A 14,720-nucleotide genomic window follows, 5' to 3' on the forward strand; every position below is an offset into this window, starting at 1 on the left:
GCTCCGTCCCACGCGTCACGCCACGGGTGGGGCTGGTGGGGCTGGTGGGACGACGGACTCACTCAACCAGCGATGGTCGGCCGCGGGCTCCCGGTCGAGTGGGCGCTCCGTCCCACGCGTCACACGACATCACACCCACAACGGGTGGGGCTGGTGGGACGACGCGCTCACTCGACCAGAGAGGGCGGCGCGGATCCGGCCGTCAGGCGCGGCTGGGCCGGGTGCCCTCGCTGACCGCGGCCAGCCGGCGCAGCGTCTCGCGCAGGGCCGCCTCCGCGTCGATGCCCTGCTCCCGGGCGCCACGGACGAGGTCGAGCAGGCGGGCACCGAGGTCGCCCTCGGCCACGGCCGCGTCGACGAGGTCACCGCGGCCGGCTTTCTCCAGGCGGCCGACGTACTTCTCCGCCCGAGCCAGCGCCGGCAGTGACGTGGGCACTCCCTCGACCGGGTGGGTGCGGTGCTGCTTCTCCCCAGCCTTGATCGTCTCCCAGTTCGCCGCCACCGCGTCGGGAGTGTCTGCCTCGACGTCGGCGAAGACGTGCGGGTGCCGGCGGACGAGCTTGTCGACGAGCTCCCCCGCGACGTCGTCGATCCCGAACGGCTGCTTCGGATGCTCCTGCGCCACCCGCGACTGGAAGGCGATCTGCAGCAGCAGGTCGCCGAGCTCCTCCTGCATGTGCGCCCGGTCGCCGCTCTCGATCGCCTCGATCGCCTCGTGTGCCTCCTCGAGGAGGTAGGGCACGAGGCTCTCCGGGGTCTGCTCGGCATCCCACGGGCACCCGCCGGGCGACCGCAGCCGGTCCATGACGGCCACCACGTCCAACAGCCGTGCGCCGGGCACGTCGAACGAGCCGATGAGCAGCTCGACGTCGGGTGGCTCCTGGAGCCGTGAGACCTCCACTGCCACAGCCTCGCTCAGCCCTGGGTCGCCGTCGGCCGAGCCGACCCAGACCACGTCGCCGTATGCCGTCTCGCCGACGAGGTCGCGCGCCAGCGCTGCCGGGTCGGCTGGGTCGTGCGCCTGCACGACGATGCCCGTCTCGGCCACGGCGGCGGACTGCGGCTCGTCGGGAACGCCCCAGACGGCATACGCCTGCTCGAGGGTCGACCAGGCCTCACGCGTCAGCAGGCCCGGCGCGATGCGCGGGGTGGAGACGAGCAGGACGAGGCGCACGGACACGAGGAGGTCGGCGGGTTGGGCGCGGGCCTACTGGGCGGGGGCCGTCGTGGCCGGAGCCGGCTGGGTCGAGGCGACGATCCAGTTCGGCGTCTGCTGCCCCAGGGTGAAGTAGACCGGGCCCTCGTTGGACTTCTTGACCTCGCCGAAGCGCGGGTTGACCGAGATGTCAGCCTTGGCGAGGCTCTCGCGGTAGGCGGCAACGTCGGCTTCGGTCATCTTCTGGGACTGGATCAGGGCAACCGCCTCGACGAACTGTTTGGTCGTGTCGGTCGCGTCGGGGATCGACGCGATGACCGATGCGTAGGTCTCGTCGGGCTTCCAGCTGCCGGACTTGGCGACGACATCCTTCAGCAGCGGCGCCGCGATGAGGGCGGTGACCACGATGGTCTCCGAGAAGTCGAGCTTGGCGGCCTGGAGCTGCTCGTAGGTCTTCTGCACATCCGTCTGGCTGATCATCTGGCCGTTGACGACGGCTGCGGCCTGCTGCCGGGTCGCGAACCCACATCCGCCAAGGAGCGCGATGGCGGTCACGGCGGCGATGGTGACGGTGACGAGTCGCCTGGCCGACGAGCCGGACCGTGCAGACGCGCGAGCTGACAGGGCCTTCACTGAATTCCTCCTCTGGCGGATGCGTCAGTCATCTTACGGGGCGCCGGCCCCGGCCCCGACACCAGCGCGCGTGACGGCCTGACCGGCCGCGATGTCGTCGAGAAGGACCGCCGTCATGAGCTGTCGCGCCCAGGTCAGGATCTCGACGTCGCGCAGTGGTTTGCCCCCGACGCGGGCCGTCATCGGAACCGGCACGAGCATGGTGCCGAGCGCCGGCTTGAGGATGGTCCCGGGGTAGAGGCGGTTGAGCCGCAGCTGCTGGCTCTCCCGGAGCTCCGGGAGAGGACCGAAGCGCACGACCTTGCCCTGCACGCCGATGTCGCCGATCTTCGCCTGCCGCGCGACGACGCGCAGGCGGGCGACCTCGAGGAGGTTCTCGACCGGGGCGGGCGGTGCGCCGTAGCGGTCTCGCAGCTCGGCCTCGATCTCGTCGACGGCCTCGAAGGTCTCGACGGTCGCGAGCTTCTTGTACGCCTCGAGACGCAGCCGCTCCCCCGGCACGTAGTCGTGCGGCAGGTGCGCGTCGACGGGCAGCTCGATCTTGATCTCGGCCGGGACGTCGGTGGTCTCGCCCTTGAAGTCGGCGACGGCCTCGCCGATGAGCCGGACGTAGAGGTCGAAGCCGACGCCCTCGATGTGGCCCGACTGCTCGCCGCCGAGCAGGTTGCCGGCGCCTCGGATCTCGAGGTCCTTCATCGCCACCTGCATGCCCGCCCCGAGATCGGTGTGGCTCGCGATGGTGCGGAGTCGGTCGTGTGCGGTCTCGGTGAGCGGCTTCTCGGGCGGGTAGAGGAAGTAGGCGTAGGCCCGCTCCCGACCGCGTCCGACCCGGCCGCGCAGCTGGTGAAGCTGCGAGAGCCCCAGCACGTCCGACCGCTCCACGATCAGCGTGTTCGCGTTGGAGATGTCCAGGCCGGTCTCGACGATGGTCGTGCAGACGAGGACGTCGAACCGCTTCTGCCAGAAGTCCTCCACGACCTGCTCGAGCCGGTGCTCCCCCATCTGTCCGTGGGCGGTCGCGATCCGCGCCTCGGGAACGAGCTCGCGCAGCCGGGAGGCGGCCTTCTCGATGCTGCTGACCTTGTTGTGCACGAAGAAGACCTGCCCCTCGCGGAGCAGCTCGCGACGGATCGCCGCCGTGATCTGCTTCTCGTCGTAGGCGCCGACGAAGGTCAGGACGGGGTGACGCTCCTCGGGCGGCGTTGCGAGAGTGGACATCTCGCGTATGCCGGTCACGGCCATCTCGAGCGTGCGCGGGATCGGGGTGGCCGACATCGAAAGCACGTCGACCGCCGTGCGCATCGTCTTGAGCAGTTCCTTGTGCTCGACTCCGAACCGCTGCTCCTCGTCGACGATGACCAGCCCGAGGTCCTTGAAACGGATCTCGTTGGCCAGCAAGCGATGGGTGCCGATGACGAGGTCGACGCTGCCTGATGCGAGCCCCTCGATGACCTCGCGGGCCTCCTTGTCGCTCTGGAAGCGCGACAGCGCCTTCACGGTCACCGGGAACTGGGCGTACCGCTCGGAGAAGGTCTGCTGGTGCTGGCTGACCAGCAGGGTGGTCGGCACGAGCACGGCGGCCTGCTTGCCGTCCTGGATCGCCTTGAACGCCGCACGCACGGCGATCTCGGTCTTGCCGTATCCCACGTCGCCACAGATGAGGCGATCCATCGGGATCTGCTTCTCCATGTCCGCCTTGACCTCGTCGATGCTCGACAGCTGGTCGGGCGTCTCGACATAGGCGAACGCCTCCTCGAGCTCGCGCTGCCACGGGGTGTCCGGGCCGAACGCGTACCCCTTGGTGGCCTGCCTGGCGCTGTAGAGCCGGATGAGGTCGGCGGCGATCTGCTTGACGTACCGCTTGGCCCGTGACTTGGTCTTGCTCCAGTCGGAGCCGCCCATCTTGTTGAGGCTGGGCTGCTCGCCGCCGACGTACTTGGTGACCTGGTCGAGCTGGTCGGTCGGCACGTACAGCCGGTCGCCGGGCTGCCCTCGCTTGCTCGGGGCGTACTCGATGACGAGGTACTCGCGTGTCGCGCCACCGACCGTGCGCTGCATCATCTCGACGAAGCGACCCACGCCGTGCTGCTCGTGGACGACGTGGTCGCCAGGGCGCAGCTGGAGCGGGTCGACCTGGTTGCGGCGGCGCGACGGCATGCGCCGCATGTCCTTGGTGGAGGTGGAGCCGGCCTGGCCGGTGAGGTCGGTCTCGGTGAGCACCTCGAGGCGTCCTGCCTCGTGGACGAAGCCGCGGCCGAAAGGTGCGGTGGTGACGCTGACGAAGCCCTCCGCGAGCCCGTCGGCGTCGGCGAGGTCAAGGGGGCGCACCGCGACCTCGCGCTCGCGCAGCACCTCCTCGACGCGCTTGGCCAGGCCCGGGCCTTCGGTGACGACGGCGACCCGCCAGCCCTCACGTGTCCGCTCGCGCAGGTGGTCGACGGCCCGGTCGGTGTCGCCGCGGTAGGCCTCGCTGTCGACGCTGCGCACGGCGATGCGCTCGTCGATGTCGTCCTCCTCGATGACGAGGTCCTCGTCGGCCGCGAACGGGGTCAGGGTCCACCACGGGCGGTCCTGGGCGACCGCATGCGCCCTGACCTGCGCGAGTGTCCAGTATGAGGCGCTGCCGAGAAGCGACTGAAGGTCGACCGGGACCTGGTTGCCGGCGGCGGCGTTGGCCCAGCTCGCCTCGAGGAACTCCTGGCTCGTGGCCACGAGGTCGTGGGCGCGGCGCCGGATGCGCTCGGGGTCGGCAAGCACGATGAGCGAGGTCGGCGGGAGGACGTCGAGCACCGACTCCATGCCGTCGACGACCGCGGGCGCGAGGGACTCCATCCCTTCGACGGCGATGCCCTCGGCGATCTTCGAGAGCATCTCGGAGACGCCGGGCAGCTGGTCGGCCAGCGCCCGGGCGCGCGCGCGCACGTCGGCGGTGAGCAGCAGCTCGCGACACGGCGGGGCCCACAGGCCATGCTCGGCCACCTCGAGGGACCGCTGGTCGGCGACCTTGAACCAGCGCACCTCCTCGACGGTGTCACCCCAGAACTCGACGCGGACCGGGTGCTCCTCGGTGGGCGGGAAGACGTCGAGGATGCCGCCGCGCACGGCGAACTCGCCGCGCCGCTCGACGAGGTCGGTGCGGGTGTATGCCGCTGCCGCAAGGGCGTCGACGACGTCTTCGAGCGGCCGCTCGTCACCGCTGCGCAGCGCCACCGGCACGAGCTCGCCGAGCCCCTTGGTCAGGGGCTGAAGCACCGCGCGCACCGGTGCCACGACCACCGAGAGGGGGCCGTATGCCGGGTCCTCCGGGTCGGGGTGCGCGACCCTGCGCAGCACGGCCAGACGACGGCCGACCGTGTCGCTCCGCGGGGACAGCCGCTCGTGCGGCAAGGTCTCCCACGACGGGAAGACGGCGATCCGCTCTGGCGGCAGGAACACGGCCAGGGCGGTCGCGAGGTCTTCTGCCTCGCGGGTCGTGGCCGTGACGACGACGATCGGCGAGGCGGTGGCGGACGAGTCTGTGGACGACTCGCTGGACATGTCCGTGGACGAGCTCCCGTCGGCGCGCTGGGCCAGGGCGGCGACGAGGAACGGACGTGTGCCGTCGCTGGCGGAGACGTCGACGAGGCGTGCGCGACCGACCTGATCGAGAACGTGGCGGACATCGGGAAGCGCTCGGAAGGCGCGCAGGAGTGGGTGCGACATCAGGGTCCTCAGTCTAGGTCGGCCCGGTGACGCTGCCGGACACCCGCCAGAACGCATCGAATGCAGCGCTTGGGCGTCGAACCAGGTGTGAGGACGCTGAGCTCAGCATCGAACGCGGCGTTCGGCGTCGATGGACCCGGCGCGACCGGGCGTGCCCGCGACGTCAGCGAGGTGCGTGGAACCGCTGCTGGGCGTCGAGCAGGCCGACCTCGATGAGCGCCTCGACGGCGTCCGCGGCGTCGTCGAGCAGGAACGGGAGGTTCTCGCGCTCGGTCTTGCCGAAGTCCTTGAGGACGAAGTCGGCCGGGTCCTGGCGGCCCGGCGGGCGGCCGATGCCGACCCGGACGCGGAGGTAGTCCTTGGAGCCGATCGACTGCGTCACCGAGCGGAGGCCGTTGTGGCCGCCCTCACCGCCGCCCTTCTTGAGGCGGACGGCTCCTGCCTCGATGTCGAGCTCGTCGTGGACGACGACGAGGCGGTCGACGGGCACGTCGTAGTACTTCAGCAGCCCAGCGACCGGACCTCCCGAGAGGTTCATGTAGGTCGACGGGATCGCGAGCACGACCTTGGGGCCGGGCACGCGCAGGCGCACCTCGGCCACCCGGGCGCGGGCTTTGTGCGCCTTGAACGAGGCGCGGCTGCCCGCGACGCCGGTGGCGTCGCGGGCAGCGAGCTCCTCGACGGCCATGGCGCCGACGTTGTGTCGGTTACCCGCATACTCCGGACCGGGGTTGCCCAGTCCGATGACGAGCCAGGTGTCCATGACCTTCCTCGATGGGTAGTGCGGCTGTCGCGTCGCCCGAGTGCCGTGGGCAGCGGGCTACGCGAAGGTGCGTGAGGCTCAGGCCTCCTCGGCCTTGGCCTCGCCCTCGGCAGCCTCGCCCGCGGCGGCCTCGCCCACCGGGGCCTCGCCCTCCGCGGCCTCGGGGGCCTCGTGCTCGATGCCGGCCTCAGCCTCGGCCTCGGCCAGCTCCGCCTCGAGCGCCTCGGCGGAGATGGCCTGGGTGACGTTGACCACGAGCGCGTCGCCATCGGTGACGAGCTCGGCCCCAGAGGGCAGCGCGATCTCGGAGGCGAGGATCTGCGTGCCGGCCTGGACGCCCTCGACGGAGACGACGACGTTCTCCGGGATGTTCGTCGCCTCGACGAGCAGCTGCAGCGAGTTGTGGTCGAGCGTGACGACCGTCTCGGCAGCGGCCTCGCCCTCGATGTGGACGGGGACGTCGACAGTGACCTTCTCGCCGCGGCGGACCACGACGAGGTCGACGTGCTCGATGACCGGCTTGATCGGGTCGCGCTGCACGTCCTTGGCGAGCGCGAGCTGCTCGTCCCCGTCGACGACGATCGTGAGAAGCGCGTTGACGTGCTTGAGCGCCATCATCGTGTCGTGGCCGGGAAGCGAGATGTGGACCGGCTCGGCGCCGTGGCCGTACATGACTGCGGGGATGTTGCCGGCGCGACGGAGCTTGCGGGCGGCGCCCTTGCCGAATTCGGTGCGCTTCTCGGCAACGAGCTTGGTGATGTCAGACACGGGGTCTCCTGGTTCTCGGTAGAGGCGATCTGCTGGTCAGCCTCGACGCGGGACGGCGCGCGGTGTCGGGCGGGAGATTCGGGGTCCGCACGCAGAGGCGGACCTGACCGTAGACATGCCGAGTCGGTCAGGCCGCCGCGTCGATCACGGACCCTGTCACGCGCTGCCGAACAGCCGTGCATCGTCCCTCGCCGAGGCAACTGGTCGATCTTACGGGAATCGTCCCGCACAGTCGAAATCCGCAGTGTCCGGGACTGGAGGTGCCGCCCATCTAGGCGGGTCGGGGTCGATCTCGGCGGGGACGCGGGCCGGCGCCGCCGGTGGCCGATGCCAGCTGACCAGCTCTGGTGTCACCTCGGCGGTGAGCCCGAGCTCGTGGACTCTGGTGTGGTGTCGACCGCACAGCAGTGCCCCGTTGAGCAGGTCCGTGGGCCCGCCCTCTGCCCAGTGAACGACATGGTGCGCCTCGCACCACTGCGCCGGCACGGTGCAGCCCGGGTACGAGCAGCCACCGTCGCGGACCGCGAGAGCCAACCGCTGAGCCGGGGTGAAGTACCGCTGGGTGAACCCGAGGTCCAGGACCTGGGACGGGCCGCCGAGCACCATCGGCACGACCCCGGCCTCGCACGCTATGCGTCGCACCGCGCCCACGGACAGCACCTCGTCGTTGTCCGCGACGCCGGCGCCGTGCACGAGCCCGACCAGGGCCGCGTAGGACATCGTGATGACGACCTTGGCCCGCGGGGTCCGGGTCACGCCCATCGGGGCGGCCACCGCCCGAGCGACCAGCTCGAGCAGCGCGTCCGCGCGCCGAGTCGCCGGCAGCCGCGGGTCGGCCACCGGCACGGCGCAGACCTCACACGCCGGCCGCACCCAGGACCCACCCACATGCCCATCCACATGCCCGCCCACGGACCCACCCGTGGACCCCTCCCCGGACCCACCCGTGGACCCACCCGTGGACCCACCCGTGGACCCACCCGTGGACCCCTCCGTGGACCCATCGGCCCGATGGCGATCCACCCCCGCGTGATCTAGCTGATCGGGGCCGGGTGACGGCTCGGGGATCAGGTGCCCGCACACCGGGTGCCGATACGGCGCCGGACGCTCTGCCCAGCCACCCTCCGCCCAGTCGCGGTCTGGCCGGGGCCGGGCCAGCGGGTCGATCGCGGCGTCCAGCACCGCCGCGCCCTCGGGATCCAGCCGGAGCCGGTACTCGACCAGCCCCGCCGAGCGACCCACCCGCGACAACGACCGACCCGCCCGCATCCGCGCCTCCTGGGCCGCCACCTGCTCCGGTGGCCGCAGCGACACCCGAGCCTGCCGGACCAGCCGCCGCAGCTCACGCACCCCCAGCACCCCGGCCTGCTCGACCATGGCCTGGACCACCCCGTCGAGATGAGCCCGCTCGGCAAAGGACACCGCATCCTGGTGGAACCGCACGATCACCGCCGCCCGCTCCACCGTGGTCACCCCCGAACGCACCATCTCGGCCAGCGCCCGCCACCGCGGCTCGCTCATCACCGCACCCACCGCGGTCAGCTCCGCCGCCCCGGCACCCTCCAGGGCCGGGGCCTGGGCCGCCAACCAGTCGTTGCGCGACAGGCCCTGCCGCAGACCCAGACCGCGCGAGGACACCTCGCCCGCCAGCACCGCGGTCAGGCTGTGCGCCAGATCCCGCACCCGCTGCGCCTGGGCGACCGCGTCGCCCACCCCGGCCTCGGGCAGGCACCACGTCGGGAAACGACCGGGCGATCAGCCGCAGCTCCTCGGCCATCGAGGCCAGCCGCGCGGCCAGCCCCGGCAGACCCGCCAGAGCCTCCAGCTCCGCACCCGCCCGCGAGTCAGACGAGGCCAGCAACGCCACCCGGGCCACCGGGTCCATCACCACGCCTGACCCCGGCACCACCCCGGCCCCGCCTACCACCCCGGCCCCGCCCACCAGCCCGGCCCCGCCCACCACCCCGGCCCCGGCCGGAGCACCGGGCTCCCGCACCGGCGCGGTGACCCCGTGGCGCGGGCCCCCTCGGCGCTTCGGGTGGCGGGCTGTCTGGCTCATGACCCAAACATACGTTCGACCACCGACAGCCACCCGTCACTACCCACAGCAAACCGATGCAAACACCTGGGTTGTCCACAGGCTCGAAACGTCCGCCGGAGCTAGCCGCCCGTGTGCGTCATCGTCACCTCGTCGGTAAACGTGCCTGCCGCGTCGGCGACGAACCGCATCCGGAGCACGGTCGCTGACACGGTGAGGTCGAGGTGGCCATAGGTGGGGTCGCGGTTCGCCCCCGACGTGGCTGCGAAGTACCCGGCCTCCGGGTCGGAGGGGTTCACGGCACGCAGCGGGATGCCGCCGGTTCCCACGCTGACGAAGACGGTGCCGGCGCCGGCGACGAGCTCGTTCCCCGGTCCGCTCGAGGGCACGACACAGGCGGGGTCGAACCGCCCCACCGCCACCTCGGCACAGCCCGGCCCTACGGCGAGCTGCTTGGTGCGCTGGTAGAGGTGCTCATGCCCCGTGAGGACGAGGTCGACGTGCTGCGACACGAGCAGGTCGAGCAGGTCGGTGCCGACGGAGCACGAGTAGCGGCCGACGGACAGGCACGGCTCGTGCATGCCGACGACGACGAACGGGAACCCGGCCTGGTGCGCGCCCTCGATCGCCGCGGCCGTCCAGGCGTAGTGCTCCGTGCCTCTGGTGTAGTCCCACGTGCCGTCGGGGAAGGTCAGGCCCGGCGAGATCATGACGACGCGGACGACCGGGGCGGCTGCCGGCAGGTCGACGTACCACTGTCTCCCGTAGGTCCCGGTCAGCCCACGCAGCTGGTTGGGCAGGCAGGCCGCGAACGCGTCGATCCGTCCGTTGAGGCCGTCGCTCTCGTGGTTGCCCGCCAGCAGCTCGACGGGTATGCCGTCACCGACGTGAGCGCGCACGAACCGACACCACTGCGCCTCCTCGCCAGCCCGGCCGTACGAGAGGTCACCGAGGGCCAGAAGAGCATCGGGACGGGCTCGGCGGACGGCGTCGAGGACCCTGCCGGTGGTCTCGGGAGCTGCACCGAAGTCGCCGGCGGCCGTCAGGTGGACGGGCACCGCCCCCGTCGTGTTCCCTGACGGCGCGCCCGGGACCGACCGGCCAGAGGTGCTGACAGGGCCGGAGGTGCTCACAGGGCCGGAGGTGCTCACAGGGCCGGATGGGCTCGAGGGCACGGCGGCCGAGGTGCAGCCGGCCGCGGCGGCGCCCAACAGGACCGCTGCCATGAGGAGACTGAGGAGATTGCGGCGAGCTGCAGCACGCATACCTGCAGCGTAGGCAGGCCCCGGCGGGACAGCCTCAGGCAGGCGACCTCGTCTCGTCGGTGCGCACCGCGATTACTCCGGCCACGATGAGCGCGCCGCCGACCAGCTGCACCGGCATGGGCAGCTCGGCGAGCACGAGCCAGGCGAACAGCACCGCGAAGAGCACCTCGGTCAGCGCCACGAAGGAGGCGACCTTCGCCCCGAGCATCCGGACCGCCGCGATCCCGGCGACGTAGGCGAACGCCGCAGCGAGGATCGCGATGACGAGGATCGGCACCCACCACGGGACGGTCGTGCCACGGAGAAGAACCTCCGGTGCGCCGCGCGACATGTCGAGGACTCCGGTCAGGCCCGCCAGCCAGAGCACGACGGCACCCACGACGAGTCCCGACCCGGCCAGCGCGATAGGCGGGATGCCCGCGTGGACGTGGTCCGCGAGCAGGAAGTAGAGGACGAGGCAGACCGCGGCCGCCAGGCCCCACATCGCGCCCACGAGGTTGACGGTGGCTCCGCCGAGCACGTCGAGGACGAGGAGCAGGCCGACGACCGCCAGCCCGATGCCGAGCAGGGTCAGCCGCCCGGGCGCCTGCCGGTGCCGGATCCAGAGCCAGCCCACGATGAGCACGGGCGCGAGGTACTCGAGCAGCAGCGCGACGCCGACCGACAGGTGGCTCACGGCGTTGAAGTAGGCGAGCTGACACCCGGCGACGCCCGTGAGGCCGTAGCCGACGACGACGAGGGCGTTGCTGCGCAGCAGTCCCCAGCGCCCGCGGAGCGAGAGCACGGTCGGGACCAGCAGCACGGCCGCGGCGACGGTGATCCGCAGCGTCACCACGGCTCCGGGCGCCCACCCCGCCAGCAGCAGCGGCTTGGCGAAGGCTCCCGAGGTCGCGAACGCCGCAGCTGAGGCGAGGGCGACCCCGAGGCCGAGCACCGGGCGTCGGACCGCCACGGACGACAGCCCCGCCGCGGGCTGGCCGGTCGCGCCGGCCGCGCCGGTCGCACCGGTCGCACCGGTCGTGCCGGTCGTGCCGATCGCCAGGTCGGCCGTGGTCTCAGCCGTCATCTCTCGTCACCGCCTCATTCGCCTGACGGAACATGTCAGGACCAAAATTGATTACACTCATGACGGTAGCCAGAGATCATGTCAGGAGTCAATAGCGTGTTCACTCATGACGCTGAGGAAGCCCTTCAGTGGGGGGCTGAGCTCGTCAACACGATGCCGGGCAGCGTCCCGGGAGATACTTCGGCCGACACGCTGACGACCCTCGATGACCTCCGGGACTTCTTCGAAGGCAAGCCGTGGACCGGTCGCTTCGACCGCGACGCCGCCGAGCTCGAGGCCGTGCGGGCGCTGCGCCCGAGGCTGCGGCAGTTCTGGGAGTCGTCCGAGCCCGACGTCGTCGAGATGGTCAACGTGATGCTCGCCGAGGCCGGCGCGGTGCCCCGTCTCGTCAACCACGACGACATCGGCTGGCACGTTCACGCGACCCCGCTGGACGCCCCGCTCGACCAGCGTATGGCGGTCGAGTTCGCGTTCGCCATGATCGACGTCGTGCGCGCCGACGGCCTGGACCGCCTCCGGGTCTGCGAGGCCGAGGACTGCGACGACGTGGTCGTCGACCTGTCGAAGAACCGCTCCCGGCGCTACTGCGACGGCGGCTGCGCCGCGAAGGCCCACACAGCGGCATACCGAGCCCGCAAGGCCGCCCGCGCCTGAGCGGGGCGCCCTCGATGCCGCTGCTGCCGATCAGATCACTGCTCAGGTCGCCCGTCAGGTCGTCCGACCGGTCGTGATGGCAACACCAGAGGCGACCTGACGGGCGACGTGACGGGACGAGACGGCATACGGCGGACCCGTATGCCGCACGGCCGGGACGGTGCTGTCCGTCAGGCCTTGCCGTCGAAGAGGCTCGTCACCGAGCCGTCCTCGAAGACCTCCTTGATCGCCATCGACACGAGTGGCGCGATCGACAGGACGGTGAGCTTGTCGAACCGGCGGTCGTCGGGGATCGGGAGGGTGTTCGTGACGACGACCTCCTCGACCCGCGAGGCCTTGAGACGGTCGACGGCCGGGCCCGAGAGGATGGCGTGTGTCGCTGCGATGACGACCGACTTCGCGCCGTCCGCCAACAGGGCGTCGGCAGCCTTGGTGATGGTGCCGGCCGTGTCGATCATGTCGTCGACGAGGATGCAGACGCGCCCCTTGATCTCGCCGACCACCCGGTTGGCCACGACCTCGTTGGGCCGGTTGATGTCGCGAGTCTTGTGGATGAAGGCCAGCGGGACGCCGCCGAGTCGAGCGGACCAGTCCTCTGCGACCTTGATGCGACCGGCGTCGGGTGACACGACGGCCAGGTCGAGATCGCCGTACTTCTTGCCGACGTGATCCGAGAGGATCGGCAGCGCCATGAGGTGGTCGACCGGCCCGTCGAAGAAGCCCTGGATCTGCGCGGTGTGCAGGTCGATCGCCATGAGCCGGTTGGCCCCTGCCGTCTTGAACAGGTCGGCGATCAGGCGGGCGGAGATCGGCTCGCGACCTCGGTGCTTCTTGTCCTGGCGGGCGTAGCCGTAGAAGGGCAGCACGACCGTGATCCGCTTGGCCGAGGCGCGCTTCAGGGCGTCGATCATGATGAGCTGCTCCATGATCCACTCGTTGATCGGCGACGTGTGGCTCTGGATGACGAAGGCGTCCGAACCGCGCACCGACTCCTCGTAGCGGACGTAGATCTCGCCGTTGGCGAAGTCGTACGCGCTCGTCGGGACGAGTGTGGTGCCCAGCTGGTCGGCGACCTCCTGCGCGAGCTGGGGGTGCGCCCGGCCGGAGAAGAGCATCATGTGCTTCTCCGTCGTCCTGTTGATCCCGCTCATCGGTGGACGTCCTTCGTGTCGGTGGTGAGCTCGTCGTTGTCGACGACTGCGCCTTCCTCGTGCGCGAGCGCCGCCTCGGCCTCGGCCGCGAGCGCCGCACGGGCGGCGGCGTCCGTCTTCGTGCCTGCCCGGCGGCGGGCCACCCAGCCGTCGATGTTGCGCTGCTGGGCACGGGTGACCGCCAGCTGGCCCGGCGACACGTCGCTGACCACCGCGGAGCCGGCCGCGACGTAGGCGCCGTCGCCGATCGCCCGGGGAGCGACAATGACCGCGTTGCTCCCGACGAAGCTGTGGGCCCCGACCGTCGTGTGGCCCTTGGTCAGGCCGTCGTAGTTGGCGAAGATCGTGCCGGCCCCGATGTTCGCGCCTTCGCCGATCGTGGCGTCGCCGCAGTAGGTCAGGTGCGGCACCTTCGCGCGGTCCCCGATCTGGGCGTTCTTGGTCTCGACGAACCCGCCGATCTTGCCGGACCTGCCCAGGCGCGTGCCGGGACGAAGGAAGGAGAACGGGCCCACCGTCGCTCCGGGCCCGATCTCGGCAAGCTCGGCCTGGGTGCGCACGACACTCGCGCCGTCCCCGATCTCGACGTCCTTGAGCGTCGTGTCGGGACCGATCACGCACTCGCTGCCGATCGTGGTTGCGCCGAGGATCTGGGTGTTCGGGTGGACGACGGTGTCGGGCCCGATGGTCACATCGGCATCGACCCACGTCGTAGCCGGGTCGATGACGATGGCTCCCTCGCGCATCGCCTGCTCGACCGTGCGGCGGTTGAGCTCGGCGCCGAGCCGGGCCAGCTGCACTTTGTCGTTGACGCCCTCGGTCTGCCACAGGTCGGTGACGAGGTGGGCGTGAACAGCCAGGCCCCGCTGTCTGGCGATGGCCACCACGTCGGTGAGGTACTTCTCGCCCTGGGCGTTGTCGGTGCCGACCTCGGCGAGCGCCTCACGCAGGACGTCGGCGTCGAAGGCGTAGAGGCCGCTGTTGACCTCGTGGATCGCGATCTGCTCGGCGGTCGCGTCCTTCTGCTCGACGATGGCCTCGACGAGTCCGTCGGCGTCGCGCAGGACCCGCCCGTAGCCGGTGGGGTCGTCGAGCCTGGCGGTGATGACGGTGACTGCGCTGGCGGTCGAGACGTGCTCCGCGACGAGGTCGTTGAGGGTCTCCGAGGTCAGCAGCGGCACGTCGCCGTAGGTGACCACGATGGTGCCGGTCAGCCCGCCGGGCAGCGCCTCGAGCCCGCACTCGACGGCCCGGCCGGTGCCGGCGACGTCGTCCTGGTCGGCGATGACGGCGTCCTCGTCGATCGCGGCCACGTGCTCGGCGACCCGGTCCCGCTGGTGTCGCACGACCACGGCGAGGTGCTCCGGGCCGGTGCCCCGGGCCGCGCGGATCGCGTGAGCCACGAGGCTGCGGCCGCCGATCGTGTGCAGAACCTTCGGGGTCGTGGACTTCATGCGTGTGCCCTCACCGGCGGCAAGGACGATCACGGCGGTCGGCCGCGGATCGCTCACGGGGCGCAGCTCC

The 14,720-nt window shown here is 71.2% G+C and carries 11 protein-coding genes; 1 reads left to right on the forward strand and 10 read right to left on the reverse strand.

Going from position 1 to position 14,720, the window contains the following annotated elements:
* Positions 1–202: 202 nt before the first annotated feature.
* The 8 genes from ACYVLP_RS17465 to ACYVLP_RS17500 all read right to left on the reverse strand — a co-directional run bounded on the left by ACYVLP_RS17465 (position 203) and on the right by ACYVLP_RS17500 (position 11,391).
* The gene (locus ACYVLP_RS17465) at positions 203–1,180 is read right to left on the reverse strand and encodes a nucleoside triphosphate pyrophosphohydrolase (protein WP_460628601.1); all 978 of its coding nucleotides are present in this window, start codon (positions 1,178–1,180) and stop codon (positions 203–205) included.
* 27 nt (positions 1,181–1,207) lie between these two features.
* On the reverse strand, positions 1,208–1,789 hold the full coding sequence (locus ACYVLP_RS17470; protein WP_460628602.1) for a SurA N-terminal domain-containing protein: 582 nt from the start codon (positions 1,787–1,789) through the stop codon (positions 1,208–1,210).
* Between the two features lie 33 nt (positions 1,790–1,822).
* Complete coding sequence (gene mfd / locus ACYVLP_RS17475; RefSeq protein ID WP_460628603.1) at positions 1,823–5,491, reverse strand: transcription-repair coupling factor; 3,669 nt, start codon at positions 5,489–5,491, stop codon at positions 1,823–1,825.
* Positions 5,492–5,654: 163 nt separating this feature from the next.
* Positions 5,655–6,254 (reverse strand): aminoacyl-tRNA hydrolase, encoded by a 600-nt coding sequence (pth, locus tag ACYVLP_RS17480; protein WP_460628604.1) that lies wholly within the window; start codon positions 6,252–6,254, stop codon positions 5,655–5,657.
* A gap of 78 nt (positions 6,255–6,332) precedes the next feature.
* A complete protein-coding gene (locus ACYVLP_RS17485) occupies positions 6,333–7,022 on the reverse strand; it encodes a 50S ribosomal protein L25/general stress protein Ctc (RefSeq protein WP_460628605.1) in 690 nt (229 codons plus the stop codon).
* A gap of 210 nt (positions 7,023–7,232) precedes the next feature.
* Positions 7,233–8,735: an HNH endonuclease signature motif containing protein gene (locus tag ACYVLP_RS17490; RefSeq protein WP_460628606.1), complete on the reverse strand. Its 1,503-nt coding sequence runs from the start codon at positions 8,733–8,735 to the stop codon at positions 7,233–7,235.
* 447 nt (positions 8,736–9,182) lie between these two features.
* On the reverse strand, positions 9,183–10,325 hold the full coding sequence (locus ACYVLP_RS17495) for a metallophosphoesterase (protein WP_460628607.1): 1,143 nt from the start codon (positions 10,323–10,325) through the stop codon (positions 9,183–9,185).
* A 34-nt stretch (positions 10,326–10,359) separates the two neighbouring features.
* Positions 10,360–11,391, reverse strand: a complete 1,032-nt coding sequence (locus ACYVLP_RS17500; RefSeq protein WP_460628608.1) for an EamA family transporter — start codon at positions 11,389–11,391, stop codon at positions 10,360–10,362.
* A 78-nt stretch (positions 11,392–11,469) separates the two neighbouring features.
* On the opposite strand from ACYVLP_RS17500, the gene ACYVLP_RS17505 reads away from it, so the two are divergent.
* Positions 11,470–12,045, forward strand: coding sequence for a CGNR zinc finger domain-containing protein (locus ACYVLP_RS17505; protein ID WP_460628609.1), 576 nt, complete (start codon positions 11,470–11,472; stop codon positions 12,043–12,045).
* Between the two features lie 170 nt (positions 12,046–12,215).
* Here ACYVLP_RS17505 and ACYVLP_RS17510 read toward each other — a convergent pair whose 3' ends face one another.
* Positions 12,216–13,196, reverse strand: coding sequence for a ribose-phosphate diphosphokinase (locus ACYVLP_RS17510; RefSeq protein WP_460628610.1), 981 nt, complete (start codon positions 13,194–13,196; stop codon positions 12,216–12,218).
* Entirely contained in the window at positions 13,193–14,707 is a 1,515-nt protein-coding gene (glmU, locus tag ACYVLP_RS17515; RefSeq protein WP_460628611.1) for a bifunctional UDP-N-acetylglucosamine diphosphorylase/glucosamine-1-phosphate N-acetyltransferase GlmU, read from the reverse strand. The genes ACYVLP_RS17510 and glmU overlap by 4 nt, the downstream gene beginning before the upstream one ends.
* Between the last annotated feature and the right edge of the window lie 13 nt (positions 14,708–14,720).

It is taken from the genome of Intrasporangium mesophilum (genome assembly GCF_054783095.1).